This window comes from Spongiibacter pelagi (assembly GCF_014705705.1).
Taxonomy (GTDB): domain Bacteria; phylum Pseudomonadota; class Gammaproteobacteria; order Pseudomonadales; family Spongiibacteraceae; genus Spongiibacter; species Spongiibacter pelagi.
The window spans coordinates 140225-163747 of the sequence record NZ_JACXLD010000001.1 but is presented as its reverse complement, the minus strand read 5'-3'; the positions used below and the strand labels follow the sequence as shown (position 1 = coordinate 163747).

27 protein-coding genes are annotated in these 23523 nt (G+C 51.3%); 9 read left to right on the top strand and 18 right to left on the bottom strand.

Translation table 11 applies throughout. From position 1 onward, the window contains the following. Nucleotides 1-40: 40 nt before the first annotated feature. Entirely contained in the window at nt 41-829 is a 789-nt protein-coding gene (locus IB286_RS00780) for a methyltransferase (RefSeq protein WP_190761759.1), read from the top strand. A gap of 44 nt (nt 830-873) precedes the next feature. Here the strand turns inward: IB286_RS00780 and IB286_RS00775 are convergent, their stop codons facing one another. From IB286_RS00775 to IB286_RS00760, 6 genes are all read right to left on the bottom strand, one after another. After that, nucleotides 874-1335, bottom strand: coding sequence for an Mpo1 family 2-hydroxy fatty acid dioxygenase (locus IB286_RS00775; RefSeq protein ID WP_190761758.1), 462 nt, complete (start codon nt 1333-1335; stop codon nt 874-876). Nucleotides 1336-1420: 85 nt separating this feature from the next. Continuing rightward, a complete protein-coding gene (locus IB286_RS00770; RefSeq protein ID WP_190761757.1) occupies nt 1421-1795 on the bottom strand; it encodes a PPOX class F420-dependent oxidoreductase in 375 nt (124 codons plus the stop codon). A gap of 124 nt (nt 1796-1919) precedes the next feature. Beyond that, nucleotides 1920-2045: a hypothetical protein gene (locus IB286_RS15600; protein ID WP_263399059.1), complete on the bottom strand. Its 126-nt coding sequence runs from the start codon at nt 2043-2045 to the stop codon at nt 1920-1922. Between the two features lie 40 nt (nt 2046-2085). After that, nucleotides 2086-2208 (bottom strand): hypothetical protein, encoded by a 123-nt coding sequence (locus IB286_RS15595; RefSeq protein WP_263399058.1) that lies wholly within the window; start codon nt 2206-2208, stop codon nt 2086-2088. 266 nt (nt 2209-2474) lie between these two features. Further along, nucleotides 2475-3650, bottom strand: a complete 1176-nt coding sequence (locus IB286_RS00765) for a glycerol-3-phosphate dehydrogenase/oxidase (RefSeq protein ID WP_190761756.1) — start codon at nt 3648-3650, stop codon at nt 2475-2477. After that, a complete protein-coding gene (locus IB286_RS00760) occupies nt 3631-4377 on the bottom strand; it encodes a glycerophosphodiester phosphodiesterase family protein (RefSeq protein WP_190761755.1) in 747 nt (248 codons plus the stop codon). The genes IB286_RS00765 and IB286_RS00760 overlap by 20 nt, the downstream gene beginning before the upstream one ends. 174 nt (nt 4378-4551) lie before the next feature. Between IB286_RS00760 and asnS the strand changes: the two genes are divergently transcribed. Then, nucleotides 4552-5937 (top strand): asparagine--tRNA ligase, encoded by a 1386-nt coding sequence (asnS, locus tag IB286_RS00755; RefSeq protein ID WP_223826084.1) that lies wholly within the window; start codon nt 4552-4554, stop codon nt 5935-5937. A gap of 157 nt (nt 5938-6094) precedes the next feature. Here asnS and IB286_RS00750 read toward each other — a convergent pair whose 3' ends face one another. Next, nucleotides 6095-8062 (bottom strand): ribonuclease R family protein, encoded by a 1968-nt coding sequence (locus tag IB286_RS00750; RefSeq protein WP_190761753.1) that lies wholly within the window; start codon nt 8060-8062, stop codon nt 6095-6097. Between the two features lie 387 nt (nt 8063-8449). Between IB286_RS00750 and IB286_RS00745 the strand changes: the two genes are divergently transcribed. Both IB286_RS00745 and IB286_RS00740 read left to right on the top strand, forming a co-directional pair. Beyond that, nucleotides 8450-9835 (top strand): PhoH family protein, encoded by a 1386-nt coding sequence (locus tag IB286_RS00745; protein WP_190761752.1) that lies wholly within the window; start codon nt 8450-8452, stop codon nt 9833-9835. A gap of 102 nt (nt 9836-9937) precedes the next feature. Continuing rightward, complete coding sequence (locus tag IB286_RS00740; RefSeq protein WP_190761751.1) at nt 9938-10198, top strand: hypothetical protein; 261 nt, start codon at nt 9938-9940, stop codon at nt 10196-10198. A 59-nt stretch (nt 10199-10257) separates the two neighbouring features. Here the strand turns inward: IB286_RS00740 and IB286_RS00735 are convergent, their stop codons facing one another. The 8 genes from IB286_RS00735 to argS form a co-directional block, all read right to left on the bottom strand. Next, a complete protein-coding gene (locus tag IB286_RS00735) occupies nt 10258-10494 on the bottom strand; it encodes an EexN family lipoprotein (RefSeq protein WP_190761750.1) in 237 nt (78 codons plus the stop codon). Nucleotides 10495-10632: 138 nt separating this feature from the next. After that, nucleotides 10633-11019, bottom strand: a complete 387-nt coding sequence (locus IB286_RS00730) for a gamma-butyrobetaine hydroxylase-like domain-containing protein (RefSeq protein ID WP_190761749.1) — start codon at nt 11017-11019, stop codon at nt 10633-10635. A gap of 44 nt (nt 11020-11063) precedes the next feature. Continuing rightward, a complete protein-coding gene (gene hslU, locus IB286_RS00725) occupies nt 11064-12383 on the bottom strand; it encodes an ATP-dependent protease ATPase subunit HslU (protein WP_190761748.1) in 1320 nt (439 codons plus the stop codon). Between the two features lie 10 nt (nt 12384-12393). After that, the gene (gene hslV / locus IB286_RS00720; RefSeq protein ID WP_190761747.1) at nt 12394-12933 is read right to left on the bottom strand and encodes an ATP-dependent protease subunit HslV; all 540 of its coding nucleotides are present in this window, start codon (nt 12931-12933) and stop codon (nt 12394-12396) included. A 170-nt stretch (nt 12934-13103) separates the two neighbouring features. Further along, on the bottom strand, nt 13104-13262 hold the full coding sequence (locus IB286_RS00715) for a hypothetical protein (RefSeq protein ID WP_190761746.1): 159 nt from the start codon (nt 13260-13262) through the stop codon (nt 13104-13106). Nucleotides 13263-13365: 103 nt separating this feature from the next. Further along, nucleotides 13366-13944: a hypothetical protein gene (locus IB286_RS00710; RefSeq protein WP_190761745.1), complete on the bottom strand. Its 579-nt coding sequence runs from the start codon at nt 13942-13944 to the stop codon at nt 13366-13368. A 77-nt stretch (nt 13945-14021) separates the two neighbouring features. Further along, nucleotides 14022-14624, bottom strand: coding sequence for an SPOR domain-containing protein (locus tag IB286_RS00705; RefSeq protein WP_317889672.1), 603 nt, complete (start codon nt 14622-14624; stop codon nt 14022-14024). Between the two features lie 2 nt (nt 14625-14626). Next, nucleotides 14627-16387 (bottom strand): arginine--tRNA ligase, encoded by a 1761-nt coding sequence (gene argS, locus IB286_RS00700; protein WP_190761744.1) that lies wholly within the window; start codon nt 16385-16387, stop codon nt 14627-14629. Nucleotides 16388-16542: 155 nt separating this feature from the next. Here argS and IB286_RS00695 point away from each other — a divergent pair, with 155 nt between their 5' ends. After that, nucleotides 16543-16878, top strand: coding sequence for a hypothetical protein (locus IB286_RS00695; protein ID WP_190761743.1), 336 nt, complete (start codon nt 16543-16545; stop codon nt 16876-16878). A 153-nt stretch (nt 16879-17031) separates the two neighbouring features. Next, entirely contained in the window at nt 17032-17634 is a 603-nt protein-coding gene (locus IB286_RS00690; RefSeq protein WP_190761742.1) for a CBS domain-containing protein, read from the top strand. Here the strand turns inward: IB286_RS00690 and IB286_RS00685 are convergent. Both IB286_RS00685 and IB286_RS00680 read right to left on the bottom strand, forming a co-directional pair. Next, nucleotides 17631-18161, bottom strand: a complete 531-nt coding sequence (locus IB286_RS00685; RefSeq protein ID WP_190761741.1) for a protein tyrosine phosphatase family protein — start codon at nt 18159-18161, stop codon at nt 17631-17633. The genes IB286_RS00690 and IB286_RS00685 overlap by 4 nt on opposite strands. A 5-nt stretch (nt 18162-18166) precedes the next feature. Beyond that, nucleotides 18167-18646: an NUDIX domain-containing protein gene (locus IB286_RS00680; RefSeq protein ID WP_190761740.1), complete on the bottom strand. Its 480-nt coding sequence runs from the start codon at nt 18644-18646 to the stop codon at nt 18167-18169. Between the two features lie 153 nt (nt 18647-18799). Here IB286_RS00680 and IB286_RS00675 point away from each other — a divergent pair, with 153 nt between their 5' ends. Genes IB286_RS00675 through IB286_RS00665 form a run of 3 tightly spaced genes read left to right on the top strand, consistent with a single transcriptional unit; the run spans nt 18800 to nt 21967 of the window. After that, nucleotides 18800-20395, top strand: a complete 1596-nt coding sequence (locus tag IB286_RS00675; RefSeq protein WP_190761739.1) for a phosphoethanolamine transferase — start codon at nt 18800-18802, stop codon at nt 20393-20395. Continuing rightward, entirely contained in the window at nt 20395-21138 is a 744-nt protein-coding gene (locus IB286_RS00670) for a phosphatase PAP2 family protein (protein ID WP_190761738.1), read from the top strand. Before IB286_RS00675 ends, IB286_RS00670 begins: the two co-directional genes overlap by 1 nt. Before the next feature lie 46 nt (nt 21139-21184). After that, nucleotides 21185-21967 (top strand): SDR family NAD(P)-dependent oxidoreductase, encoded by a 783-nt coding sequence (locus IB286_RS00665; RefSeq protein WP_190761737.1) that lies wholly within the window; start codon nt 21185-21187, stop codon nt 21965-21967. Nucleotides 21968-22358: 391 nt separating this feature from the next. On the opposite strand, the gene hemW is transcribed toward IB286_RS00665, so the two are convergent. Beyond that, nucleotides 22359-23513 carry a radical SAM family heme chaperone HemW gene (gene hemW, locus IB286_RS00660; protein ID WP_190761736.1) on the bottom strand — a complete coding sequence of 385 codons (1155 nt, stop codon included), beginning with the start codon at nt 23511-23513 and terminating at the stop codon, nt 22359-22361. Nucleotides 23514-23523 lie beyond the last annotated feature (10 nt).

Sequence of the window (23523 nt, the reverse complement as noted above, 5' to 3'; positions counted from 1 at the left end):
TAGGGCTTGAAAGCCTAGCTGACTAATAGCGGAATCAAAAGTGAATACAGATCGAAATTTTGATGACCTTGCGCAGAGGTTCAGCAAAAACATTTACGGCAACCCTAAGGGCGAGCTGCGTTTAGCGCTGAGTTGGCGCGAGCTAACGGAGAAATTGCCGTCGATAAGTGATGGCTCAACACTCAATATTTGGGATGCCGGCGGCGGCTTGGGTCAATTGAGTGAGCGTTTTCTCGAGCAGGGGCACCGGGTACACCTCACCGATATTTCCAGCAATATGTTGGCGGTGGCTGGCGAGCGCTTGCAAGACTACTGCGAGCAAGGGCAGTTAAAAATTGAGTGTGCGCCACTCCAAAATATGGCGGTGCAGTTGGCAGAGGTCGATCGCTTTGATGTGATTAGCTGCCATGCGGTGCTGGAGTGGGTGGCCGATGCTGAACAGGTATTGGCAAGTTTGGTGTCTTGTTTGCGTCCCGGCGGTTATTTATCGCTGATGTTCTACAACCTCAACGCCTTAGTTTTGGCCAATATGGTTAAGGGGAATCTGTACAAACTGCGAGATGAGGAGTTTGCCGGTCATCCCGGCGGGCTCACACCGCCAAACCCACGAAATCCTGAGCAGGTAATTGCTGAACTTGAAAAGTTGGGCCTGCAAGTCGAGGCTAAAAGAGCCGTGCGCCTGTGTTACGACTTAATGCCGCGCGCAGTTCGAGCTGAGCGCAGTATTGAGGATATGCTGGAGATAGATTGGCAGTATGGTGCCCAAGAGCCCTTTTGGGCCTTGGGGCGTTATGTTCACTTGCTGTGCCGAAAACCAGAAAGTCTGTGACGTAATCAGAGGTGCTAAACGAAGCTTTCAAACGCAGTAATTAATCAGAGGTTCCGAAAATTTATGCCTAACTTGTCGTAGCCATAACCAAGTATCCACAGCGGCCCGATCAGCAAAAACAAAATATCAGTAAAAAACGAAGGTTTTTGCGCCTCGGCTTTATGGCCAACAAACTGAAAATACCACGCCACAATCCAGATAATGCTGGCGGGAATCCACATCGCCAATTCAATATGCTTTTCATACAGCATGATGCCGGCCACTAGGGCGAGCACGAAAGGCAGCATGCCGAGTGCCAATTTGGCGGACAGATAGCCGTAAAAAAACATGGCGAAAATCAGCAGCAACTGACCAAGATTGGCTTGCACAAAGGGCAGTGGCACTAGCCACAACAGGGCGACAGTGGTTACGGCAATGAGTGGAACGCAGTAAAAGTGAATGGTTTTATTGCGTGGGTTCTGATGGGCGGCGTTGTATTCATCCAGCCACTGGTTGAGATCTCGCATGGACGGCTCCTCAAAATTATTGTCGATACTCTACGCCGTTTGGTGGCAGTGGCAATGACTCAAATGACGGGACGTGTGTTTAAGATCAGTCAGTCTTGAGGTCTACCCGGATGTATTGCCGGGTCTTCATCCGCCCGCCAAGACGGGAGCCGATATCCAGCAGGCGCATTTGCCAGCCGTATTTTGAAACCAGGGCGCGGTGGGCTTGCTCGGCTTCTTTGCCATCGATCAGATAAGCGTTAGCGTCTACATCTTCACCTAAGCGCTTGCCATTAACGGTGCAGCGCGCCAATTTGCAGTCGCTAAAGTTACGCAGCCGCTTCACTTTTCCCGCATTACCTGCCGAAAATACATAGAGGGTATTCACATTTCCCGCCGCCCATACCGGTGTGGGTACAAAGCTGCCGTCGCGCTTACGGGTACTGAATAGTACATAGGGGGCAAGGATGAGGTCGGACATGAGTAGACTCAACGGGTAATAGAGCCGCTAGTGTTGCCAGAAAAATCGAGTACGGCAAGTGTTTGTCACTTGCACGCTGCCCTGAAGCTCAATAATGGCTTCAGGGTTTAGCGCCAGATACGGCTTAGGCTAAGCTGCTAAGGCTGTAACCCATGGTGGCAAAGACACTGAAAATCAGGCTGTACTTCGCGCCAAAGAACGCGAGTTGTCCAACTAGATCACGGCGTTGTTCGGTGTTTTTAGTGTGCATATCCTGTTCTCCTTTAAAGGTGTTTGCCAGTTTGCGATTTTTACAGCGCAATCAAGCAGGCCAGAATGCCGGCGGTAATGATACTCACAAGGCTAGCGCGGGCAGTCAGATCGGCAATTTCTTCAACGTGGTTTTCGATAATTGCAGCTTTAAGTTGTGACATGGTGTTTCTCCTAAGTCTGGGTTTGTCTTCGGGCGTTTTGTCAGAAGACAGGCTCAGTATAGGGAGAGAAAGCCATAACGTGGGTTACAGCTAACTGCTTGTTTTGTATGGGGTTTGCTGAGAATTGTTGCGGAAGTTAATCTTTTTATTAAATTATTTCTTCAATAAAAACAGTGGGTTACGGGTAAGTTAAGGGATTTGTAATGTGGTGGTTAACCGCCGGCAATCATGGCGCAGCGGTTAAATCCCTGTAATAAAAGAAAAAATCAGTCGTTTAGCGGCAGAGAGCGGGTGTCGGCAACGGGTGTTCGGCTAGGTAAGCCGGCGCGAATATAGTCGATCACTCGAGCGGATGTGTGGCGATAGCTCGTTAGTTTGCCGCCATATACCGCGACCATACTGGGCTTGGCTTCATTATCCACTAAGAAGAAAGTGTCACGATCGCGCTTATTGGCGTTTTCATCAGAGCGGGGTAAAACCCGCAGCCCTGCCCAAGCATCCAATAGTTTTGGGGCTTCGCCGGGAAAGTAATGAGAGAAGGTGTGCAGCAAGTATTGCACTTCGGCATCGCTAGCTTTGACATCATCGGGCGCTTCGGTATGGCTCACTTCCGTGGTGCCAATCAATGCCTTATCACCCCAGGGCATGGCGAAAACGGCGCGACCATCGGTGGGCGCTTCCATATAAAACACGCCCTGATCCAGTTTTTTGTCGATCAGGATATGGCTGCCGCGTACCAGCTCCATGGGCTTGGCGGTGACTTGGGTTTCAATGCGTTCGGCCACGGCGTTTACCCACGGTCCTCCTGCATTGACTAGCACCTTACACTGGCAGTCGATAGCGCCGTTTGGCCCCTCGAGTTTGAGTAAGTAGCCGCGTTCATTTTTCTTGGCGGATAACAGCTCAGTTTGCTCAAAACCCTGCGCGCCGAGCGATTGGGCCGAGCGCAAAACGGCCTCGGTTAACAGTTTGTCGTCGGTTTGTCCGTCCCAATACTGAAATACGGCTTGTAGACCTTGGGTATTAATGCCGTCGAGTTGATCCCACTCGCTGCGTTTCAATTTGCGAAAGCGACCCAGCTTGCGGCCACCGCTGAGGAAGAAATACAAAATAAGGCCGGCGCGAATTTGCCACGGGCGGCGACCGGTTTCTTTGTAAATGGGAATAAAGAATTTAACCGGCTTGACCAACTTTGGCGCGTTTTTAAGTAATAGATAACGCTCGTATAAGCTGTGATATACCAGCGGTAACTGGCCGGTTTCTAAATAGCGCAGACCGCCGTGTATCAGTTTGCTTGAGCGTCGAGAGGTACCCGAGGCCCAATGGTTTTTTTCGAAGATGGCAACATTGTACCCGGCGGCCGCTGCCGCTTGGGCAATACCGGTTCCGTGAACGCCGCCGCCGATGACGGCAATATCTGTTTCAATCAGGGCTGGAGACAAGCTGAAAATCCTTTAGCAGTTCGCCAATTAAAAAGGTCTCGACTGCGACTGCACCTCGATTGAACCAATCCGTGGCTTCTATAGCAGTGCCGACTTCATATACTAAAATCGGCCAGGGCAGGCTGCGCAAGTCAATATCGGCAGGCACAATATTGCGATCCACAAAAATCACTTCCGGGTTGATTTCTGCAAGCGCGGCGAGTTGCCAATCGGGCCAGTAGTCAAACACGGCACCGCAACGCTGCCAGCCATATTGTCTAGCTAGGCAAAGTGAGTCGAGCTCGAAGCTAATAAGAATACATTGGTGATGTACAGGTGCAATGACCGTGCTGACAGCCTGCCACATTTTTTCGGCGCCAAACTGGGTCAGGCTTTCTTCTTTTAATTCGACAAAGGCATTAACGTCGGGAAATTCACGCAACAGATCAACAATGTGGGTGAGCGGGCAGAGCGGGTTGCCCAAAAATTGTTGGTCAAAGCGGCCCGGCTCATGGGCGGAAAATTCCGCCAATTCTGCGCTGTGATAATTCCAAATAGCACCGGGCCGATTGCAGAGGCGATCTAGTGTGGCATCGTGAAAAGCCCACGGTATACCGTCTTTATCTAATTGAACATCCAGCTCAATATTTTTGGCGCCGGCGAGTATCGCCGCCCGAAACGCAATTAAGGTATTTTCGGGATAGTGTTGTCGATAGCCCCGGTGGGCGACAAAATTTTCAGCGCGCATATCCGCCTTTCCTTGAGTAAACACTGAATATGTAGCACGAGCGGCATAAGTACGAAAGTAGGGAAAACAAAATAGCTGATGCAAAAAGCGGTACGGCCCTCTGTGAGCTAGGCGGCGAGGCAGGTACACTTTTGCCATTGCTAGGAGAACAAGATGAATACAGAACAGCGCGCCATGTCAGTCAAAAGCCTGCTGGTTGGGGAAGTTGAAATAGGCGCTCAAACAGAAGTGCGGGGGTGGTTGCGCAGCCGCCGGGATTCCAAGGGTGGTTTTTCCTTTTTGGCGATTCACGACGGTAGTTGTCATGCGGCGATTCAAGCGGTGGTGCCCGGTGAGATTGCCAATTACGAGAGTGAAGTGCTGCGACTAACCACCGGCTGTTCGGTCATTGTTCGCGGTGAAGTGGTGGCTTCGCAGGGTAAGGGCCAAAGTGTAGAAATTCAGGCCAGCGAGGTGCAGGTTTGCGGCTGGGTAGATGATCCCGACGCTTACCCCATCGCCAAAAAGCGCCACAGTTTTGAATACCTGCGCACCGTGGCCCATTTGCGGCCGCGCACCAACACCTTTGGCGCAATCACCCGTGTGCGTACCGTGTTGGCCAATGCCGTGCATCGCTACTTTTATGAGCGGGGTTTTCAATGGATTAATACACCACTCATTACCGCAAGTGACTGCGAAGGCGCTGGGGAAATGTTTCGAGTCAGTACCCTAGATATGATGAACCTGCCGAAGACTGAGCAGGGCGCGATTGATTACGCGCAGGATTTCTTTGGCAAAGAAAGCTTTCTCACCGTGTCAGGGCAGCTCAATGCGGAGGCGTACTGCCTGGCGATGTCTAAGGTGTATACCTTTGGCCCGACATTTCGGGCAGAAAACTCAAACACCAGTCGCCATCTGGCCGAATTCTGGATGGTCGAGCCGGAAATCGCCTTTGCCGATCTCAACGATGATGCCGCCCTAGCGGAAGATTTTCTGCGCTATTTGCTCAAAACTGTTTTGGATGAGTGTTCAGAAGATCTGGCCTTCTTTAATCAGTTTGTTGATCAAACGGTATTGCAACGGCTAGAGGCCGTGGTGGCGAGGGATTTTGTGCGCATGGATTACAGCGAGGCGATCCAAATTTTGGAGAAAGCGCCGAAGAAATTTGAGTTCCCGGTGAGTTGGGGACTGGATTTACAGTCCGAGCACGAGCGTTATCTCTGTGAGGAATACGTGGGCGGCCCGCTGGTGGTAATGAACTATCCCAAAGATATAAAAGCCTTTTACATGCGCCTGAATGACGATGGTAAAACCGTCGCCGCAATGGATGTATTAGCGCCGGGCATTGGTGAAATCATCGGCGGTAGCCAGCGCGAGGAGCGCTTAGATGTGCTTGACCGGCGTATGGCCGAGCAAGGGCTAGAGGGCTTAGATTGGTATCGGGATTTGCGCCGTTACGGCACCGTGCCACACGCGGGCTTTGGTTTGGGGTTTGAACGGCTGCTGAATTACATTACGGGGATGGAGAATATTCGGGATGCTATTCCGTTTCCCAGAACGCCTCGTCACGCCGACTTCTAAAAAGCGGTATTTTACTGCTGCGCTCTACATAAGGGCTGCCGGCGGTACGCGGACTACTCATTTATTAGCATATAAACTCCGTGTCCTGTGTTCCGGCGGCAGCCCATCTGTATTCGCTCGCGACGTAAAATCTACGCTTTTTGACTCGCTTACGTTTTTAGGCTTCTTCCACAAGCGTAAACAATAGCTTGCCGGCAAAGGGGTCGAGTTCGGCCACTTTGACGTTTACGGTTTGTTCAAGCTGGAAGTTTTTGTTGTCGTTGCTCAGGCGCAGGCTGTCGGCATCGAAGCTGAGTTTTTCAGGAATACCGCGCGCTTCCACAAAGCCGTTAATGCCGGTGTCGTTCAGTTCTACCGTAAAGCCGCCGCCGTTGAGGTGGGCGATGCGTCCTTGGTATACCTGCTCGGCATCTTGTTTAGCCAGATATTGATATTGCAGCCACTGTTCCATTTGGCGACTGGCCTGACGGGTGTGGCGAATATGTTCTTGCAGTTTTTCAATTTGCTCGGCATTGGGCAGCTTGGCGGCTTCGCTCATCAACTTAGCGCGAATCGCGCGCTGTACCAGCAGGTCGCTGTAGCGGCGAATCGGTGAAGTAAAGGTGGTGTAAGCCTCAAGGCCCAAACCAAAATGGGGCAGGGGCTCCAGACTCAGGGTGCCGGGTTGCAGCATGCGGGCAAAAATACTCTGCAGGGGCAGGGCGGATTCACTGGCCTCCGTCGCGCGAATCAGTTTTACATAATCGGCGAGTTGCTCGGGCTTGATTTCACCCAGTTCTGGAAGTTGTTCGGCAATCAGTTTGTTTACGCTGCCAAGACGGTCTTCGCGCAGCCCTGCATGGCTGTTGTATACCGCCGGGGCATTCTGGTCTTTCAGCCACTTGGCGGCACTGCGGTTGGCGGCCAACATGCATTCTTCAACCAGGCGGTGGGCGTCGTTGCGTTCAACTCGCTGGATGCTGGCAATGCGTTTGCTGTCGTCCAGCTCATAACGGAAGTCTGGCTGCTCCGGCATAATCAGGCTGTTGTTTTGACGCTGAGCGCGCAGTGCCTGCCAAACGGCTTTAAGCGGTTCAAGGCTATCCCATGCCAGTTGGGCCTCGCCCTGTAGGTGGGTGTTGACTTCGGTATAGGTCAGTTTGGCGTGCGAGCGAATCAGTGCCTGTTCAAACTCAATCGTGTCAATGGCGCCATCAGTGCTGATTTGCATGGTGCAAACCATTGCGGGGCGATCAGCCTCGGGGAGCAGTGAGCATTTTTCCTGGCTGAGTTGGTCTGGCAACATGGCCTGTACAAAGCCGGGCAGATAAACGGTATTGGCGCGCTCTCGAGCGGCCTTGTCCAAGGGGCTGCCGGGCTGAATATAGGCGCCGGGATCGGCGACCGCGACTTTTAACGTCCAGCCATTCTCCGTGGCCTGCGCCCATAGGGCGTCATCAATATCGCGCGTTTCTGCAGAATCAATGGTGACAAACGGCAGTTCGCGTAGATCAGTGCGTTGCTCGGCATAATTGTCTTTGTCGGCGTTCCAATCTTTTGGCCACTGCCAAGGCAGTTCAAATTTGCGCTGAATGTAACGGCCTTCAACGCCGGTATCGTCTTGCGCGCCGAGGCCGCTGATAACTTTGACCTGTGATTTGCCGTCTTGCCAAGGGTGGCGGGTGACTTGGCAGTGCAGCAAATCGCCGGCTTTGATGTTTTTGCGCTGCGAAGGTGGAATAAACAGCAGCTTGTTAAAGCGCGGTAGATCGGGCTCTACAAAGTGACCTTGGCCGCGTACGAGATAGCGGCCAGTGAAGCGGCTCAACGGGCTGTCGATTAGCTTTTCCAGTTCGCCTTTGAATTTACCATTGTCGTCGGTCACGACATTAACGCGGACTTTATCGCCGGGGAACACGCGATCCATTTGGTCGGGAGCAATAAAGATTTCGCGCCCATCCTCCAAGTGCACAAAGCCGAAGCGGCGCTGACTACCGCGCACTTCGCCAATTCCAACGTCTTTGCTTTCAATAATTTCGGTCTTCAGCTGGCGGAGCTGCTGCAGTGCATTGGGGTCGAGCATGATGGGTAAACCTTGGGATTCCGGGGGCGTGCCGGCCAGCGAGTGTATTGCGGCGCGACGCATAAAAAATTAAAGGCGCATAGATTAGCGGAAAAAAGCAGTGACGTCTTGCCCGTCTATATTACATTTGCATATAGGCGGATTTCTGGTTGACAGTCTTGGCAGAGTCTTCCAATAATCAAGGCACGATGTACTTTTCGGAGCGGTCAGTTGGCGTTATCGCTCAAAGCGGTCTTGCTGCAACTTCTAACAAGCCCTCACCTTGACGGGCTACGGATGACCTCACGTGTCTCCCTTTCCATTATCCATGGCGGCTCCGCTAGCTCGAATGCCAAACGCTTAATACGCGCCAAGATTTCCCCACGCTTTAGATCCACCTCCATGCGCCAATCGGGTTTTTGCTCGTTGGCGGCTTACCCATATCCACCTTGAAAATGAGAAGCCTTGTCTATGGAAAAAACCTTTGTGCTGGATACCAACGTTTTGCTTCACGACCCAATGGCGATCAACGCCTTTCACGAGCACCGGGTAGTAATCCCGATGACCGTGTTGGAAGAGTTAGACCATATAAAGGACCGAAGGGATAAAGACGTTAGCCGAGAAGCACGTATTGCTATTAATGCCATCGACAAATTGCTGGCCAATGCGACGCCGAAACAAATCCAAGACGGGGTAGAAATTCCGACGACCCGCGAAGATGCCAAGCCGGGCTTGCTGGCAATCTTCCCCGACCAAATCATCACCCATGACAATGCCGCTCCGTATTTAGATGGCAGCACTCAGCAAGCTAATGACAATCGCATCATTAATGTTGCCCTGCATCTGCAATCACATCGTCCCGAAAACTATGTTTGCCTGGTGACTAAAGACATCAATATGCGGCTCAAGGCCAAGGGCTCTGGTCTGGAAAATGTCGAAGACTACCGACGCGACCGGGTGCTGGATGATATTCAATATATGGCCAAAGGTTACGACCACATCAGCGGTAGCTTTTGGGACAAGGTTGATACTGTGGAAACCCTTCGTGAGGGCAGCCAGACCATTCATGTGATCAACAGAAGCTGTTTACCTAAAGCGCATATTAATCAGTTTATTCAAGACGATAGCGGCTTTGTTGGCATGGTGCGCAGCTTAGATGAAGAAAAAATCGAATTGCTCGATTTACCGCCTGAACTATTAATGCATCAAAGTATGTGGGGATTGCAGCCGCGCAATATGGAACAGGCGATGGCTTTCTTTCTGATTTCCCGGCCGGAAATTGATCTAAGTGTACTGACCGGCCCGGCGGGTTCCGGTAAGACATTGATTGCACTGGCTTATGGTCTGCATGCCATATTGGAGCAGCGCCGCTTCGATAAGCTGATTGTGGCGCGTTCAACGCCACCGATTGCCGAGGATATCGGTTTCTTGCCGGGCACCGAGGAAGAAAAAATGGCGCCTTGGCTGGCGGCGTTTGACGACAACCTTGAAGTGTTACACGGCACCGATGAGTCGCCCTTCGGCAGTATTGAGTACGTGAAAGACAAGGCCAATATTCAGTTTAAATCGCTGAACTTTATGCGTGGCCGTTCGTTTAACAATGCGTATATCGTGATTGATGAGGCGCAGGGGCTTACCCAGTTCCAATTGAAATCGATCATTACGCGAGTGGGTTCTAACTCTAAAATTGTGGTGCTAGGCAATTTGGCGCAGATTGATAATAAATACATCAATCCGCTGACCTCTGGTCTGACATATCTTGTTGAAAAATCAAAATATTTTCCACATGCAGGGATTATGCACGTCAACGGTATCGAGCGTTCACGTCTAGCTGCCTTTGCTGAAGAAAATCTCTAACGGGATAAAAATGTGATGCCGTAGGTGTATTCCGAAGTTTTCGATTGCAGGGCAAATGGGTAGATTAAGACAATCGCCCATCCCTGCCCCCGGAGTTACGGCATGACAACACCACGGCTGGAAAAACGAATGGGGCATCCACCCATTCCTGAAAGACCCACCGAATTCCTGACCGATCTTCAGCGAATTGCACTTACCCGGATTGAGAACTTTGGCTGGAAGCTGAAGTTTATTCGTCGGCCCTTATTTCAGACGCCGCTCGTCGTGGTTGAAAATGCCGTAGGTAAGAAAATTGGCGTGCTGGAAGAAGACGGTGAGCTAAATCTGAAAACCGAAATCTTTACGCTGCGAGAGTCGGCGTAGAGAATAGGGAAATAAATAGAGGGCGCAATCCTGTGCGCCCTTAAATGAAGCAATAAGGCTTAAAGCCCCATTTGCTTCATCATGCCTTCCATCATATTTCCTGCCATACGTTTTTGAGCTTCATAGGCGTTTTGGCATTCTTCGGTGTTTGTATCTTTGCCCTGCGCCATTTTCATGCTGCAGTCTTCTAAAATTTTTCCGAGTTTTTCAGGGTCTTCCATCAGGTCTTCAACTGAAGCGGGGCCGCAGGCGGTGAGCAGGGCAGCGAAGGGTAGGGTAAGTAGTAGTTTTTTCATGATCCATCCTTGGTCGTGGTTTGGGGGTGATGATGCCAGTCCTTAGCATGTGTTCCGTTTTGTGAATTAAACCATAAGTGGCTTTGGGTGGTGTTGCAAGTCTTTGTTCGGCTGGCTAATAAACATCACGCTGATTATTTATTCGAAGAATTTCACCACGCTTTCATTTGGGTCGCGGCTTGCGCCGGCTTGGTCGAGTTCGGCGAGATAAGACTGCCAGAGGCGTTCTTGATTCTCGCCAAGTTCTTTAAGATAGCTCCAGCTGTAAATGCCGCTGTTGTGGCCATCGCTAAAGACAAGCTGTAGCGCGTAATTACCGGTGGGGATGATGTCGGTGATTTCGACATTGATCTTGCCGGTTTGCAGAACTTCTTGGCCTTTGCCGTGGCCGCGAACTTCCGCTGAGGGCGAGTGCACCCGTAAAAATTCACAGCTCAGGCGATAAGCTTCGCCGGAGCTGTAAATGAGTTCAAGCTCACGGGATTTTTTGTGGAGCTTGATTTGGCTGGGTGCGGCTTGTTGCATGGGTTTATCCAATTTCAAATTATCCAAACACAAGGAATCTTTGATTATAAAATGAAGCGACTCAAATCCTCATCCTTGGCCAGCTCACCCAGTTGTTGCTCAACATAGCCGGCATCAATCATCAGCTTGTCGTGACGATCACCCGCCTCGAAGGAAATACTTTCCAGCAAGCGTTCCATTACCGTGTGCAGGCGGCGGGCGCCAATATTTTCTGTTCGTTCGTTCACTTCCCATGCGGTTTCCGCAATGCGGGCTATGCCGTCGTCGGTGAATTCAATTTCCATGCCTTCCGTGCCGAGCAGGGCGTGGTATTGCTCGGTAAGTGAGGCTTTTGGTTCGGTGAGTATACGCTGGAAGTCCTCGGGACTCAGTGCGTTTAGTTCTACTCGAATCGGCAGGCGGCCCTGTAATTCAGGAATCAGGTCTGAGGGTTTGCTCAGATGAAAGGCGCCGGAGGCAATAAACAAAATATGGTCAGTTTTGATCATGCCGTGTTTGGTGCTTACCGTGCAGCCTTCGATCAATGGGAGCAGATCGCGTTGAACACCTTCGCGGGAAACATCGGCGCCGCCAGTGTCTTGCCGTTTGGCAACTTTGTCGATTTCGTCGATAAAGACAATGCCGTTTTGCTCGGCAGCTTGCAGCGCTTTGGCTTTCAATTCTTCTTCATTAACCAGTTTGGCTGCTTCTTCGTCTTGAATCTGCTTGAAAGCCGCTTTTACGGTTAAGCGTTTGGTCTTGCTGCGATCACCGCCCATTTTGGAAAACATGCCTTGTAGCTGGCTGGCCATTTCTTCCATGCCGGGTGGGGTCATGATCTCTACGCCAACAGGAGTGGCGCTGACTTCAATCTCGATTTCTTTATCGTCCAGCTCACCTTCGCGTAGCTTTTTGCGAAAGATTTGGCGGGTGCTGCTATGGCGATCTTCTTCACCGGCTTCGCCGCGAGCGGGTGGCAATAGGGCGTCTAGAACCCGGTCTTCGGCGGCATCTTGAGCGCGGTGGGCCACTTGCTCCATGGCTTGTTCACGGTAGAGTTTCATCGCTACATCGGCGAGATCGCGCACAATGGATTCCACATCGCGGCCAACATAACCGACCTCGGTGAATTTGGTGGCTTCTACTTTGATAAATGGCGCGTTGGCCAGTTTGGCGAGGCGGCGGGCAATTTCAGTTTTACCCACGCCGGTGGGGCCAATCATCAAGATATTCTTGGGCGTAATTTCGTTGCGCAGGCTTTCGTCGAGCTGCATGCGGCGCCAGCGATTGCGCAGGGCAATGGCGACGGCGCGCTTGGCGTCTTGCTGGCCAATAATGTGCTTGTCGAGTTCGTGAACAATTTCACGCGGTGTCATTTGTGACATGGGCTATCCGTTAAAATTCCAGTTCTTGCATTACGCGATTGTGGTTGGTGTAAATACAAATATCGCCGGCGATATCCAGCGCCTTTTCCACAATGTCGTAGGCGCTGAGTTCGGTGTTATCCATCAGAGCGCGGGCGGCGGCGGTGGCGAAGGAGCCGCCGGAGCCGATAGCGATCATATTGTCTTCGGGTTCAATCACATCGCCATTGCCGCTAATGACTAGGGTAGTTTCTTTGTCGGCAACGATTAGCAGTGCCTCTAGTTGTCGTAGTGAGCGTTCACTACGCCAGGCTTTTGCCAGCTCGACAGCAGCGCGCACTAATTTGCCTTGATGTTTTTCTAGCTGGGCTTCAAACAATTCAAACAAGGTAAAGGCATCGGCGGTGCCGCCGGCAAATCCGGCCAGTACCTGATCTTTATAGAGGCGTCGAACTTTGCGGGCATTGCCCTTCATGACGGTATTACCGAGGGTGACTTGACCGTCACCGCCGACCACAACTTTATTTTGGCGACGCACAGAGAGAATAGTGGTGCCGCGAAACTGTTCCACAGGAAGCTCCTTGTTAAAGGGATTGCCAACGATATGGGGGTGATGGGCGCAGATTTCTAGGGCTAGTTAGAATATTTTCCTTAAGAAAGGTTTGGGCTAAGCCCTTTATGTTATGAATTGCAGGCACAAAAAAACCGCCGAGTGGCGGTCTTTGCGTTCGCCTAAGATTTCTAGGCGGCCCGAGCTTGGCGTTCTGGTCGGGACTCTTCTTGACTGAATATGCTCAGTTCATTGATGGAGTTGCCAAGTGCTAGCAGGGCGTTAAACATGGCGTTTTCCATGTTTTTCTTTGCTTTTTCAATATGTTGGATGCTGATTGTGGTTTTCATAGCGGTGTCCATTTTTATGCTGGCCAGTTCCGAAGTGCACTGAACGGCGTACTTATCATCCATTTTTGAAGGCAAGTTAGGAAATCAGTAATTGCCGTCATTGTCAATGTATGGGGCGGGTGGACAGTTCCATCCATGCGCCGTAGCTTTCCAAGCTAATTTCCAGTCCTTGTCCTATGTCTTCCTCGGTTTCTGGGGCATTATCGAGGTGCTCTACAAATTTCATAAACAGCGCGCGGTCGGCCTGCTTATTGCCAAAAATCTTCAGCTTGGAACATTGATATGTGGTGATGGATTCCCGGTAAAGCTCAAAAAAGCCGGTCACTAAAACCTGTGCGATTTTTCGCAGTCGGTCGGTAATGGGTATCGGTGAGTTTGTCCAACGGCTATCGAGGGCGGGGGAGGTGCGTGATTCCAGAATTTTCATCCACGCATGCTGGGTGCCGGCCAGCGGAATGGTAACGAGAAAAATCGCGGTGGCGAAAGTCTCGTCTCGGCGATGAACGGCAAATAACAGTGTGTCTCGGTGGGCCTGAGGGTTTGCCAAGGTGCTTTCGCACAAGGAAAGTAGGCCTTCATAGCCCGTAGGTGAAAAGGGTAAGTCGTCGTCTTGTAGATAAGACTCCCAAACTTTTTTGGTTGATGTTAAAAGTGGGGTGTCTAATGCGGTAAGCAAATACATAGGCGATCCTTCGCATGTTATGTAATTGTAAAACCTTACACCCAAGACATTCGCAGTGGAAGTCTTGGGCGAGGGGGTTACTGCTTCTGGCGAATAACCAGTGTGTCGATGCCTTCGCCATTGAGAGTGTCGCGGGCGCTGGCCAATTTGCTTCGGCTCTGGAAAGGGCCAACGTAAACCCGGTGCCAGCGATCGCCATTGGCGTCTACCGATTCCACGCGGGCGTCTAGGCCGAGCAGAATCATCTGGGCGCGGCGGCGGTCGGCGTCATTAAAGTTGCGGAATGAGCCCGCTTGCAGCAGGTATTTTTCGCCGCTGATGATATTGTCGGCGGCGGGGCTGCTGGTTGTGCTGGTACGGGGTTTAATTTCAGGGCTTTCGTCGGGAACGATCACTTCTTGTTCTGGCAGTACCGTAAAGAAGTCGAAGCGGGTTGTGGTTTTGTCCGCCGGCTTGGCCGGTTTGGTGGCGGGTTTGCTTGCCGCGCTTGGCGTTTGTGTTGCCGCTACTTGATCGCCATTTTTATCCAGTGCAGAAATGACCAGTACCGCAACTACAATGCCGCAGAAAAAACCGGCACCAAACATCAGTCCGGCGGGCATGGTTTTATGGCTAGGCCCGGTACGGGTCGCTCCGCGTGAGCTGCGTTTTTGGGCGGCGGGACGGCGGCGCTGGGTCACGCTTACATCTCCTCTGGGGCAGAGACGCCCAGTAGTTTCAGGCCATTGCGCAGTACTTGTTGCACGGCGATCGATAAGGCGAGGCGGGCATCGCGTAGCTCATCGGCTTCGCCCAGAATTTTATGGGCGTTGTAGTAGCTGTGGTAGTCGCCAGCCAGTTCGCGCAGATAGTGGGCAAGGCTGTGTGGCTCAAATTGCTCGGCGGCACTGTTCAACGCTTCTGGATAGCGAGTCAGTTTTACCATCAGGTCTTTTTCTGCTTCCAGCTCCAGTTTTTCCAACTGGCTTAGGCCGGCATCAATAGACCAGTCGCTGCCAGACTCGGCGTTCAGCTTGCGCAAAATACTGGAGACGCGAGCATGGGCGTACTGAATGTAATACACCGGGTTGTCTTTGCTTTCGGATTTGGCCAGCTCAAGATCAAAGTCGGTGGCTTGATCGGCTTTGCGCATAATATAAAAGAAGCGGGCGGCGTCGTTGCCAACATCGTCGCGCAGTTCGCGCAGGGTTACGAAGGAGCCGGAGCGGGTCGACATTTGCACTTGTTGATCGCCACGGAACAGAGAAACGAATTGCACTAGGCGCACAACAAGGCGTTCGGGGTCGATGCCCAGTGCTTGCAGTGCCGCTTTCACCCGAGCGATATAGCCGTGGTGGTCGGCGCCCCAGATATTGATAACCCGATCAAAACCGCGCTCAAATTTATTCAGGTGGTAGGCGATGTCGGAGGCGAAGTAGGTGGTCTGGCCATTTTCGCGCTTCACGACCCGGTCTTTGTCGTCGCCGAATTGGGTAGAAAGGAACCACAGGGCGCCGTCGCGCTCTTCAATAAAACCGTTTTCTTGCAGCTTGCTAATTGCCCGGCTGACTTGATCTGGGTTTTGAGTGAGGCTGCGCTCGGAGAACCACTCCTGATAGGTCACACCGAACTCGCCCAGATCATCGCGAATATCGCCAAGAATAGCGTCTAATCCCTTATTAAAAGGAATCTGATAATCGTCGCCGAGAAGCTGTTTGGCGCTGTTGATCAGATCGTCGATATGCTTTTCTTTATCGCCGCCATCGGGCGCATCGGCACAGACATTGGCAAACACCTCGGCGGCAGTTTTGCGCAGGCTTTCGCCGTGAGCGTCCAACAACTCGCGGCCATAGTCGGCAATATAATCGCCCTGATAGCCATTGCTAGGGAAGGTCAGGGTTTCACCGCAAGCTTGCAGGTAGCGCAGCCAAACGCTGGTGCCGAGAATATCCATTTGGCGGCCGGCATCATTCACATAGTATTCGCGCCATACGTCGTAACCGACCGCTTCCAGCAAATTGGCCACGGTTGCGCCATAGGCGGCGCCGCGACCATGACCCACATGCAACGGGCCGGTGGGGTTGGCAGATACAAATTCAACTTGGATGCGCTGTTCTTTATTTGATCCAAGGCCGAATTGCTCGCCCTCTGCGATTACCTTTTTGACAATTTCGTAATTGCTGGCTTCGCTGAGAAAGAAGTTGATAAAGCCGGGGCCGGCGAGCTCGACCTTAATCACATTGGGGCTGGCGGGCAGAGCTTCCAGAATTTGCTGGGCAATGGCGCGGGGATTGGATTTCAGCGGTTTTGCCAAGGTAAGGGCAATATTACAGGCCAAGTCGCCGTGGCTTTTGTCGCGGGTTCGCTCAATCTGAATGCCCGGGCTCAGGTCTGCGGGCCATTCTTGGCTGCTGCGCAGGGCATTAAGGGCTTGCTGAATGAGTTCGGCAACATGTTCTTTCATAGCGGCTTGGGTCTGTTACTTGTGTCGATTGGCAAATTTTTGCGGGCCGACATTATCCCTGTTTCCGGCCTTGGCTGCCAGTGGCGGTGGGGTTTTGTGCGTATTGCAGCACTACACAGATAGAACTAGTATGGCGAGTAGAGGTCTGTGCACGCATGAATCCCCATATTCTCACAAATGGTAAAGCGAGAAACCTGCTGACAAAGCTGGTGGGTTTGCTTGCGGTGTTGGCTTTAGCTACACAATTTGTGATGGCCTCCGAGTTTGGACGTTCGGGCGTTTACCTGAGTATCGACGCTAATATTTGCAACGTCGGTGATACCTCCGATGCCGATTCTGCTGTCGATGATCTTCCAGACCTGTATTTTCAAGAGCTGGCGCCCACTCGGCTTTCTCTCTTTCAAAGTGACTCATACGATGTACATGTGGTCTGGGTAGAGGCCAGTCACCGTCCGTCCACTATTCGCGCTCCCCCTTTCTTCCTGATCTGATTCTCGCCGGCTCAGCGCTGCTTTGGCGGGCAAGGCCTGTCCATTTACTACGTTGTCCGGTTTGTTCTGCCGCTCAGGCGGTTGCTATCGCTGAACACTATTGATCCCGACAGAAAGACTTTCTTGGGATATTGAACGATTAGGAATGAAATCATGAACGCACTATCACGCAAGATTACCCTACAAACCATCTCTGAAAACTGCGCTTTGGCCACCCCGCAAGTACAAGCGGGTGTGTATGACTTGGACAGCCCAGCAAGCTCATTGATGGTGGATTTTCGCAAAGCGCAGGCGGTGACGGCCAGTACCTCAATGACCACTAATGCAGCCCTAGAATTAATGAAAGCCAATAAAATCCGGGCGCTAATGGTAGTGGATAACCAGTCTCGCTTTGCTGGCGTTGTCTCCGCTATGGACTTGATGAGCCGTAAACCGATGGCCTATGCCAATGAGGCGGGCATTCCGCTTACAGAGGTACAGGTAAAAAATATTATGGAGCCCAAAAGCCACCTTAAAGCCATTTCTCGGGCAGATGTTGAGCGCGCCTCATTGGGCGATATTGTGCCGGTGTTGCAAGCGGTGCGTGGTCAACACCTGCTGGTGGTTGAGGGAGCTGGTGATCTGGCCCAGATTTGTGGCTTGTTTTCAGCGTCTGACTTTTTGCGGGCGCTGGGTATCAAGATCGACTTTTCCAAGGTTGCCGACACGTTTATGGATCTAGAGCGCATCATCAATAAACGCAAGGATGTTATTTAATTCTTTAACGCCAGTGCGGGCCGAATAAATTCGGCCCATACACCATAGGGTTCCCAAATTCGGTGGAGGTCTTGCAGGCAGATTTCTAGCGGCTCGCCCAATTGCTCGCGTCGGTAGCGAAATACAAATGCCGAGGCGCGCATATTGGCTGCGCAGTGCAGCCACACTTTACCGGGCTTAGTCTGCATGGCTTGGGTGAACTGGGCGAAGTCAGTCTCAGTGGGATGCTTAAAATCCACGGGGATATGGTGATAGTTCAGCCCCAGCTTTGCCAATAGGCCGGCTTCATCCGCCAAGGCATTCTCGGCGTGATGGGGGGCTAGGTTGATAACCGTGGTAAAGCCCTGTGCTTTAATCAGGTGAAATTGTGATTCTGTTGGCTGGCCTGAACTGGCGAAATCCGGATGGATTGGCAGGTAGTTAAAGATATTTTGTAGATCGCGGGCCCGGCGATGAAACGGCGACCAGCGCCCCAGCTTGCTGAGCAGGTAAAACAGCTTGGTCCGCTGGGTGCGTAGCGTCGCCATGCGGATTACAGCCCCAGTGACTGCATCCAGTCTTTGAGTGCCAGGCCGGTGCCCATTGGCCAAGGCTGAATTTCAGCGGGCGGCACAATCTTGTAATCGTCCAGCTCTTCATTGAGTTTTATTTCGCCAACCGCTTTCACGTGGTAGGCAATAATTACCTGATTTTGTTGAGGAAAAGCGTAAACGCCGACCAGCTTGGTATCTACGGCGGTCAGGTTCAGTTCTTCCTTGGTTTCGCGTACCGCACATTCCAGCGGGTCTTCCCCGGCTTCGAGGAAACCGGTAATGATTGAGTAAAACTTTTTTGGCCAGCTGACGTTGTGGGCCATCACTACACCGCCGTCAACTTCAACAATCATCGCCACCACGGGAGTAGGGTTATTGAAGTGAACAAAATTACAGGCAACATCTGAACAGGCTTTACGCAGTTCGCCGTCGATCATGGCGTCAGAAATGGGGCTGGCACATTGAGGGCAAAATTTCATAGCAGACTTCTTTATTTTTAAGTAAGGAATTTGGTCAGTGAAGTGCTGAGTGTGCCATAAAACTGGCACAAGTTTTATTTCTGAGCTTTTCTTAATTTTTAGCTAATAATTGCGTGTCACACTCGACCTGAAAATAGGCAAAGGTTGGTCGTTGTGGCGCGCTTAATTAGAAATCCTCTCAATTTGATTCTTTTGGTTTCGGTATACCTTCTTGGCAGTGCCAACCACAGTTTTTTTTCGGCGTTGCTGAATATCTATCCTTGGTCTGAAAATCAGCTATTTGTGTTATCAGTGGGTGTGATGGTTTTGGCCCTGCAATGCTTTATTGTGGCTTTGTTGGCGCTGGTGTTGCCGCTGCGATTTGTTCTTGCCCTGCTGTTATTGATTGCGGCACCCGTTAGCTTCTTTGCGGACCAGTACGGCGTTATCGTCAATGATGAAATGCTGCGCAATGTGATCGAAACCAATCCGGCAGAAAGTGCGGATTTGATGAACGTTGGATTGATCGTTCGCCTGTTGGTTTTTGGTTTATTGCCCGCTGCTTTGGTTTTACTTGTGCCCCTTGAGCCCAAGCGTTGGTGGGTACAGCGTCTGCAAATGGCGGGTGTTGGTCTTGGTGCACTATTGGTAATGGCAATTTGTATTGGTTCGGCTAGTAGTCAGTACGCCAGTTTTTTTCGTGAGCACAAGCCGGTGCGCTACCTGCTGAACCCAGGTTACCCACTGTATTCCGCTATTTTGTTTTCAAGTGAACGATGGTTTGTCGCCGAGGCTAAACCATTTGAGGAATTGCCAACAGATGCTCGCGTGATAGCTGGTTTTGGCCATCATGAATTGGTGATTATGGTGGTGGGTGAAACCCTGCGCTCAGATCATTTGGGGCTTAATGGGTATGAGCGCGATACTACCCCGCTAATGGCCCAACAAGAGCGCCTGTTGAATTTCAGTAATGTCAGCTCCTGCGGTACTTCAACCGCGATCTCTGTGCCCTGTATGTTTTCCTATTTGGGACACGACAATATCGATGTAAAAGAGGCGCGTAATTCTGAGAACGTACTGGATTTGCTGGCTGAATCTGGCGTTAAAGTGCTCTGGCGAGACAATAATTCCGACTCAAAAGGCGTAGCTGACCGCGTCACCTTTGAAGACTTTAGGCGGCCAGAAACCAATCCGGTTTGCGACGAAGAGTGCCGCGATGTGGGGATGCTAGCGGGCTTACAGGAATACATTGATACCACGCCGGGCGATAAATTAATTGTACTGCACCAAATGGGTAATCACGGTCCGGCGTATTACAAGCGCTATCCAGCGTCCTTTGAGCGCTTCACACCAGTGTGCCGCACTAATGAGCTTGCTGAGTGTAGTCAGCAGGAAGTGATCAATGCCTACGACAATGCGGTGGCGTACACCGACTATTTTTTGAATGAAGTTATTACTCTGCTGAAAAATAATTCGGCAGAGTATGAAACCAATATGCTGTTTGTCAGTGATCACGGTGAGTCGCTGGGAGAAAATGGCGTGTACTTGCATGGTTTGCCTTATAGTTTTGCGCCAGAAGCGCAAACCCATGTGCCGATTATGGCGTGGGTGGGGCCGCATGATGATATCGATTTTGAGGCTAGCAAAGCTAATCAAGCCCAGCCCTATTCCCATGATGTGGTATTCGACACATTGCTGGGGATGTTTGAGGAGCAGATTGAATTACCATCCAAGGCCAAAAATCCTCTTCTTCATTTTAGGATGGATTGATGGCGATCCCGTATCGGCAGATGATTTTCGCTTCACTATTAATGGTGGGCGGGGTTTGGGTCTGTGAAGTCGTTGGTTTTGATTTGTGGTTGCAGGATCGCTTATTCGACATTCATTCACAGCAGTGGTTGTTGGATAGACATAATGCCTTATTACGCACCGTGTTTTACGACGGCCCAAAGCGGCTGCTAGCGTTTGCAGCCTTGGCTTTGTTGCTGGTACTGATTGTTACTCGTCGAGCTCAGCGCTGGCCGCGTTTTCGTCCTGCAATGTGGTTATTGTTTTGGAGCATGGTCTTGGTTCCCGCGGTGACCACCAGCCTTAAAAATGTGACCAATGTGGCCTGCCCTGCTGATCTGGTTCGCTATGAGGGTGACCTGCCCTATGTGCGGGTTTATGAGTCTTACCCCAAGGGGCAGTATCCTAGCTCCCGTCAACGCTGCTTTCCCGCCGGTCATGCCAGCGGAGGCTTTGCATTGCTCGCCCTGTTTTATCTGCCCCTCAGTAAGCGTCGTCGTTATGTGCTTTTAGCGGTGGGATTTGCCGCCGGAAGTATTATGGGCGGCTACAAAATGTTAATCGGTCATCACTTTCTGAGTCACACAATAGCTACCGCCTGCTTAAGTTGGTTCTTGATTCATTTGATGCTGGCCATGGGGTCTGCGAAATGGCGTAACGTCATATTGGGCATTGAGCGACCATTGGAGCGAAGAAGGGAGCTTCATCCATTAGTGCAATCCTGAAACTTTCAGTAGGATGACGGCTTTCAATAAATATTGAGAGCGTGTTATGAACTTAGGGCTTGCTGGAAAAACGGCACTCATCACTGGCAGTCATCGGGGCACCGGAGAGATCATAAGCCGTACCCTAGCTGCTGAGGGCGCAAGGGTTATCGTTCATGGATTTACCGAAGAACAACAGCCGGACTGGCTCGCCGAGTACAGCGCTCATTATGTCTGGGGCGATATTGCCACGGAACAAGGTTGCCAGCAGGTATTACAGCAGTTGGCAGAAATAGGGCCGGTAGATATTCTGGTGAATAACTATGGCACCGCCGAGCGCGGCAAATGGTCGGAACCCGATTGGGCCGGGTGGATACAAAGCTACGAAAAAAATGTGCTCTCCGCCGCTCGGCTCAGTCAAGGTCTTATTCCCGATATGAAAACACGGGCTTGGGGCCGAATTATTATGCTAGGCACCATCGGCAGTCATCAGCCCAATAATATTATGCCGCAGTACTACGCAGCCAAAGGTGCAATGGCAACGATGGCGGTAAGCCTTACCAAAGAATTATCCAATACCGGTATTACCGTAAATACGGTTTCCCCCGGCTATATCAGAACCCCAGAACTAGAAGCCGGCTTTCGGCTTAAAGCTCAGCGCAAGGGTTGGGGTGAGAGCTGGGCGGAGATAGAACAGAAAGTAGTAGAAACCGAATTTCCCAATGCCTGTGGGCGGATCGCCGAGCGGGAAGAGGTGGCGGATTTGGTGGCGTTTTTGTGCAGTGAGCGGGCGGGATTTATTAATGGGCAGAATATCCGGATTGACGGCGGTGCCGTGCGTTATGTGTGATTTCCTATCTGCGTAGCCACGGCGTCGTTAAAATTTCACTCAGGCTGGTCATTTATTAGCTATAAACTCCCAGCCTTTGCTTAATTTTGCCTCGCCGTGGCGGCCTCGATAACGGAAATCGGCATGAGCTCGCAATACTCATTTATTCGCATATAAACTCCGTTTGCTATGCTCCGGCGGAGGCTTGCCTGCCTTTGCTCGCAACATTACGCTGAGCCTCTAATTTCCTATCTGCGCCTCGATATCGGAAATTAGAATGTGGGGTAGATACGCTGAGCCTCTAATTCCCTATCTGCATCTTGATAACGGAAATCGGTATGTGCTCGTGACGTTGCCCTGAGCCTCTAATTTCCTATCTGCACCTCGATAACGGAAATCGGTTCTGAAAAATCTAAGGCAGAAACTCGCCGAGAATGGAGTCGAGTAGTAGGAAGCCTTTTTCCGTGGCTTGGATTTTATCCGTTGTATCTGCCAGTAGTTTTTGTTGTTTGAGTGCGTTGAGTGTAGCTTGAATATTCGTTAGTGGCTGCCCGGTGTGTTTTGCAAAAACTTCTACGCTAACGCCATTTTTCAGCCGCAATGCGTTCATCATAAATTCCAGCGGTAAATCTTCTTGGGCAATGTCTTCCCGTTTGCTGGTGCGTGAACCGATGCGGTTTAGATAGTCTTCCGGTTTACGGGTTTTCTGATAGCGAATAATTTTCTCAAAACCGGGCGTACCATTTTTAGCAGCGAAGCTGATTTTGCCGTGGGCGCCGGCGCCAAGGGCGAGGTAGTCGCCAAATTTCCAATAATTCAGGTTATGTCTTGCTTGATGGTTAGGTTTGGCAAAGGCAGAAACTTCGTAGCGTTCAAAACCGTGCTGTGCGAGCAGGTCAAAACCGGCTGCCTGTATGCGGCTAATATCGTTTTCCAGCGGTAGTCGTGGCGGTTGTTTATAGAATTCGGTATTCGGTTCTATGGTCAGTTGATACCAGGAAATATGTGGAGCGCCTTCGCCAAGTGCCCTGCGCAGGTCTTCTAAAGCCTGCTCGATGCTCTGCTCGTTAAGGCCGTGCATCAAGTCGATATTAAAATTATCGTAGCCCGCGCTGCGGGCGCTGTGAATGGCTTTGATGGCGTCATTACTGGAATGGATGCGCCCCAGTTTTTGCAGTTGGGTGGGGTCAAAACTTTGCACGCCAATGGATAGGCGGTTAATGCCAAGGGCGCGGTAATCGGCAAAACGACCTTGCTCCAGTGTACCGGGATTGGCTTCCAGTGTGATTTCTATGTCGTCGGCAAATACCAGTTTTTGTTTCAGGCCGGTAAAAAGCTGTTGATAGGCTTCTGCGCTCAACAGACTAGGTGTGCCGCCGCCAAAAAAAATGCTCTGAATTGCTCGGCCCTGAACGAAGCTCAGATCTTGTTCGAGATCCTCGAGCAAGGCGGCAATATACTGCTGCTCAGGTAAGACATCCTGTTTGGCGTGGGAGTTAAAGTCGCAGTAGGGGCATTTGCGCACGCACCAAGGAACGTGAATATAAAGGGAAAGTGGCGGCAGCACAGTGGTGTTA

Excerpts from the sequence above, each read along its gene's own strand:
- IB286_RS00740 (WP_190761751.1), top strand. The coding sequence starts at position 9,938 with ATGACAACACCACGGCTGGAAAAACGAATGGGGCATCCACCCATTCCT.
- IB286_RS00730 (WP_190761749.1), bottom strand. The coding sequence starts at position 11,019 with ATGCAACAAGCCGCACCCAGCCAAATCAAGCTCCACAAAAAATCCCGT.
- IB286_RS00690 (WP_190761742.1), top strand. The coding sequence starts at position 17,032 with ATGAACGCACTATCACGCAAGATTACCCTACAAACCATCTCTGAAAAC.
- IB286_RS00710 (WP_190761745.1), bottom strand. The coding sequence starts at position 13,944 with ATGTATTTGCTTACCGCATTAGACACCCCACTTTTAACATCAACCAAA.
- IB286_RS00685 (WP_190761741.1), bottom strand. The coding sequence starts at position 18,161 with ATGGCGACGCTACGCACCCAGCGGACCAAGCTGTTTTACCTGCTCAGC.
- IB286_RS00695 (WP_190761743.1), top strand. The coding sequence starts at position 16,543 with ATGAATCCCCATATTCTCACAAATGGTAAAGCGAGAAACCTGCTGACA.
- IB286_RS00715 (WP_190761746.1), bottom strand. The coding sequence starts at position 13,262 with ATGAAAACCACAATCAGCATCCAACATATTGAAAAAGCAAAGAAAAAC.
- IB286_RS00665 (WP_190761737.1), top strand. The coding sequence starts at position 21,185 with ATGAACTTAGGGCTTGCTGGAAAAACGGCACTCATCACTGGCAGTCAT.
- IB286_RS15595 (WP_263399058.1), bottom strand. The coding sequence starts at position 2,208 with ATGTCACAACTTAAAGCTGCAATTATCGAAAACCACGTTGAAGAAATT.
- IB286_RS00670 (WP_190761738.1), top strand. The coding sequence starts at position 20,395 with ATGGCGATCCCGTATCGGCAGATGATTTTCGCTTCACTATTAATGGTG.
- hslU (WP_190761748.1), bottom strand. The coding sequence starts at position 12,383 with ATGTCACAAATGACACCGCGTGAAATTGTTCACGAACTCGACAAGCAC.
- IB286_RS00680 (WP_190761740.1), bottom strand. The coding sequence starts at position 18,646 with ATGAAATTTTGCCCTCAATGTGCCAGCCCCATTTCTGACGCCATGATC.
- IB286_RS00745 (WP_190761752.1), top strand. The coding sequence starts at position 8,450 with ATGGAAAAAACCTTTGTGCTGGATACCAACGTTTTGCTTCACGACCCA.
- IB286_RS00760 (WP_190761755.1), bottom strand. The coding sequence starts at position 4,377 with ATGCGCGCTGAAAATTTTGTCGCCCACCGGGGCTATCGACAACACTAT.
- argS (WP_190761744.1), bottom strand. The coding sequence starts at position 16,387 with ATGAAAGAACATGTTGCCGAACTCATTCAGCAAGCCCTTAATGCCCTG.
- asnS (WP_223826084.1), top strand. The coding sequence starts at position 4,552 with ATGTCAGTCAAAAGCCTGCTGGTTGGGGAAGTTGAAATAGGCGCTCAA.
- IB286_RS00770 (WP_190761757.1), bottom strand. The coding sequence starts at position 1,795 with ATGTCCGACCTCATCCTTGCCCCCTATGTACTATTCAGTACCCGTAAG.
- IB286_RS00775 (WP_190761758.1), bottom strand. The coding sequence starts at position 1,335 with ATGCGAGATCTCAACCAGTGGCTGGATGAATACAACGCCGCCCATCAG.
- IB286_RS00735 (WP_190761750.1), bottom strand. The coding sequence starts at position 10,494 with ATGAAAAAACTACTACTTACCCTACCCTTCGCTGCCCTGCTCACCGCC.
- IB286_RS15600 (WP_263399059.1), bottom strand. The coding sequence starts at position 2,045 with ATGCACACTAAAAACACCGAACAACGCCGTGATCTAGTTGGACAACTC.
- IB286_RS00750 (WP_190761753.1), bottom strand. The coding sequence starts at position 8,062 with ATGCGTCGCGCCGCAATACACTCGCTGGCCGGCACGCCCCCGGAATCC.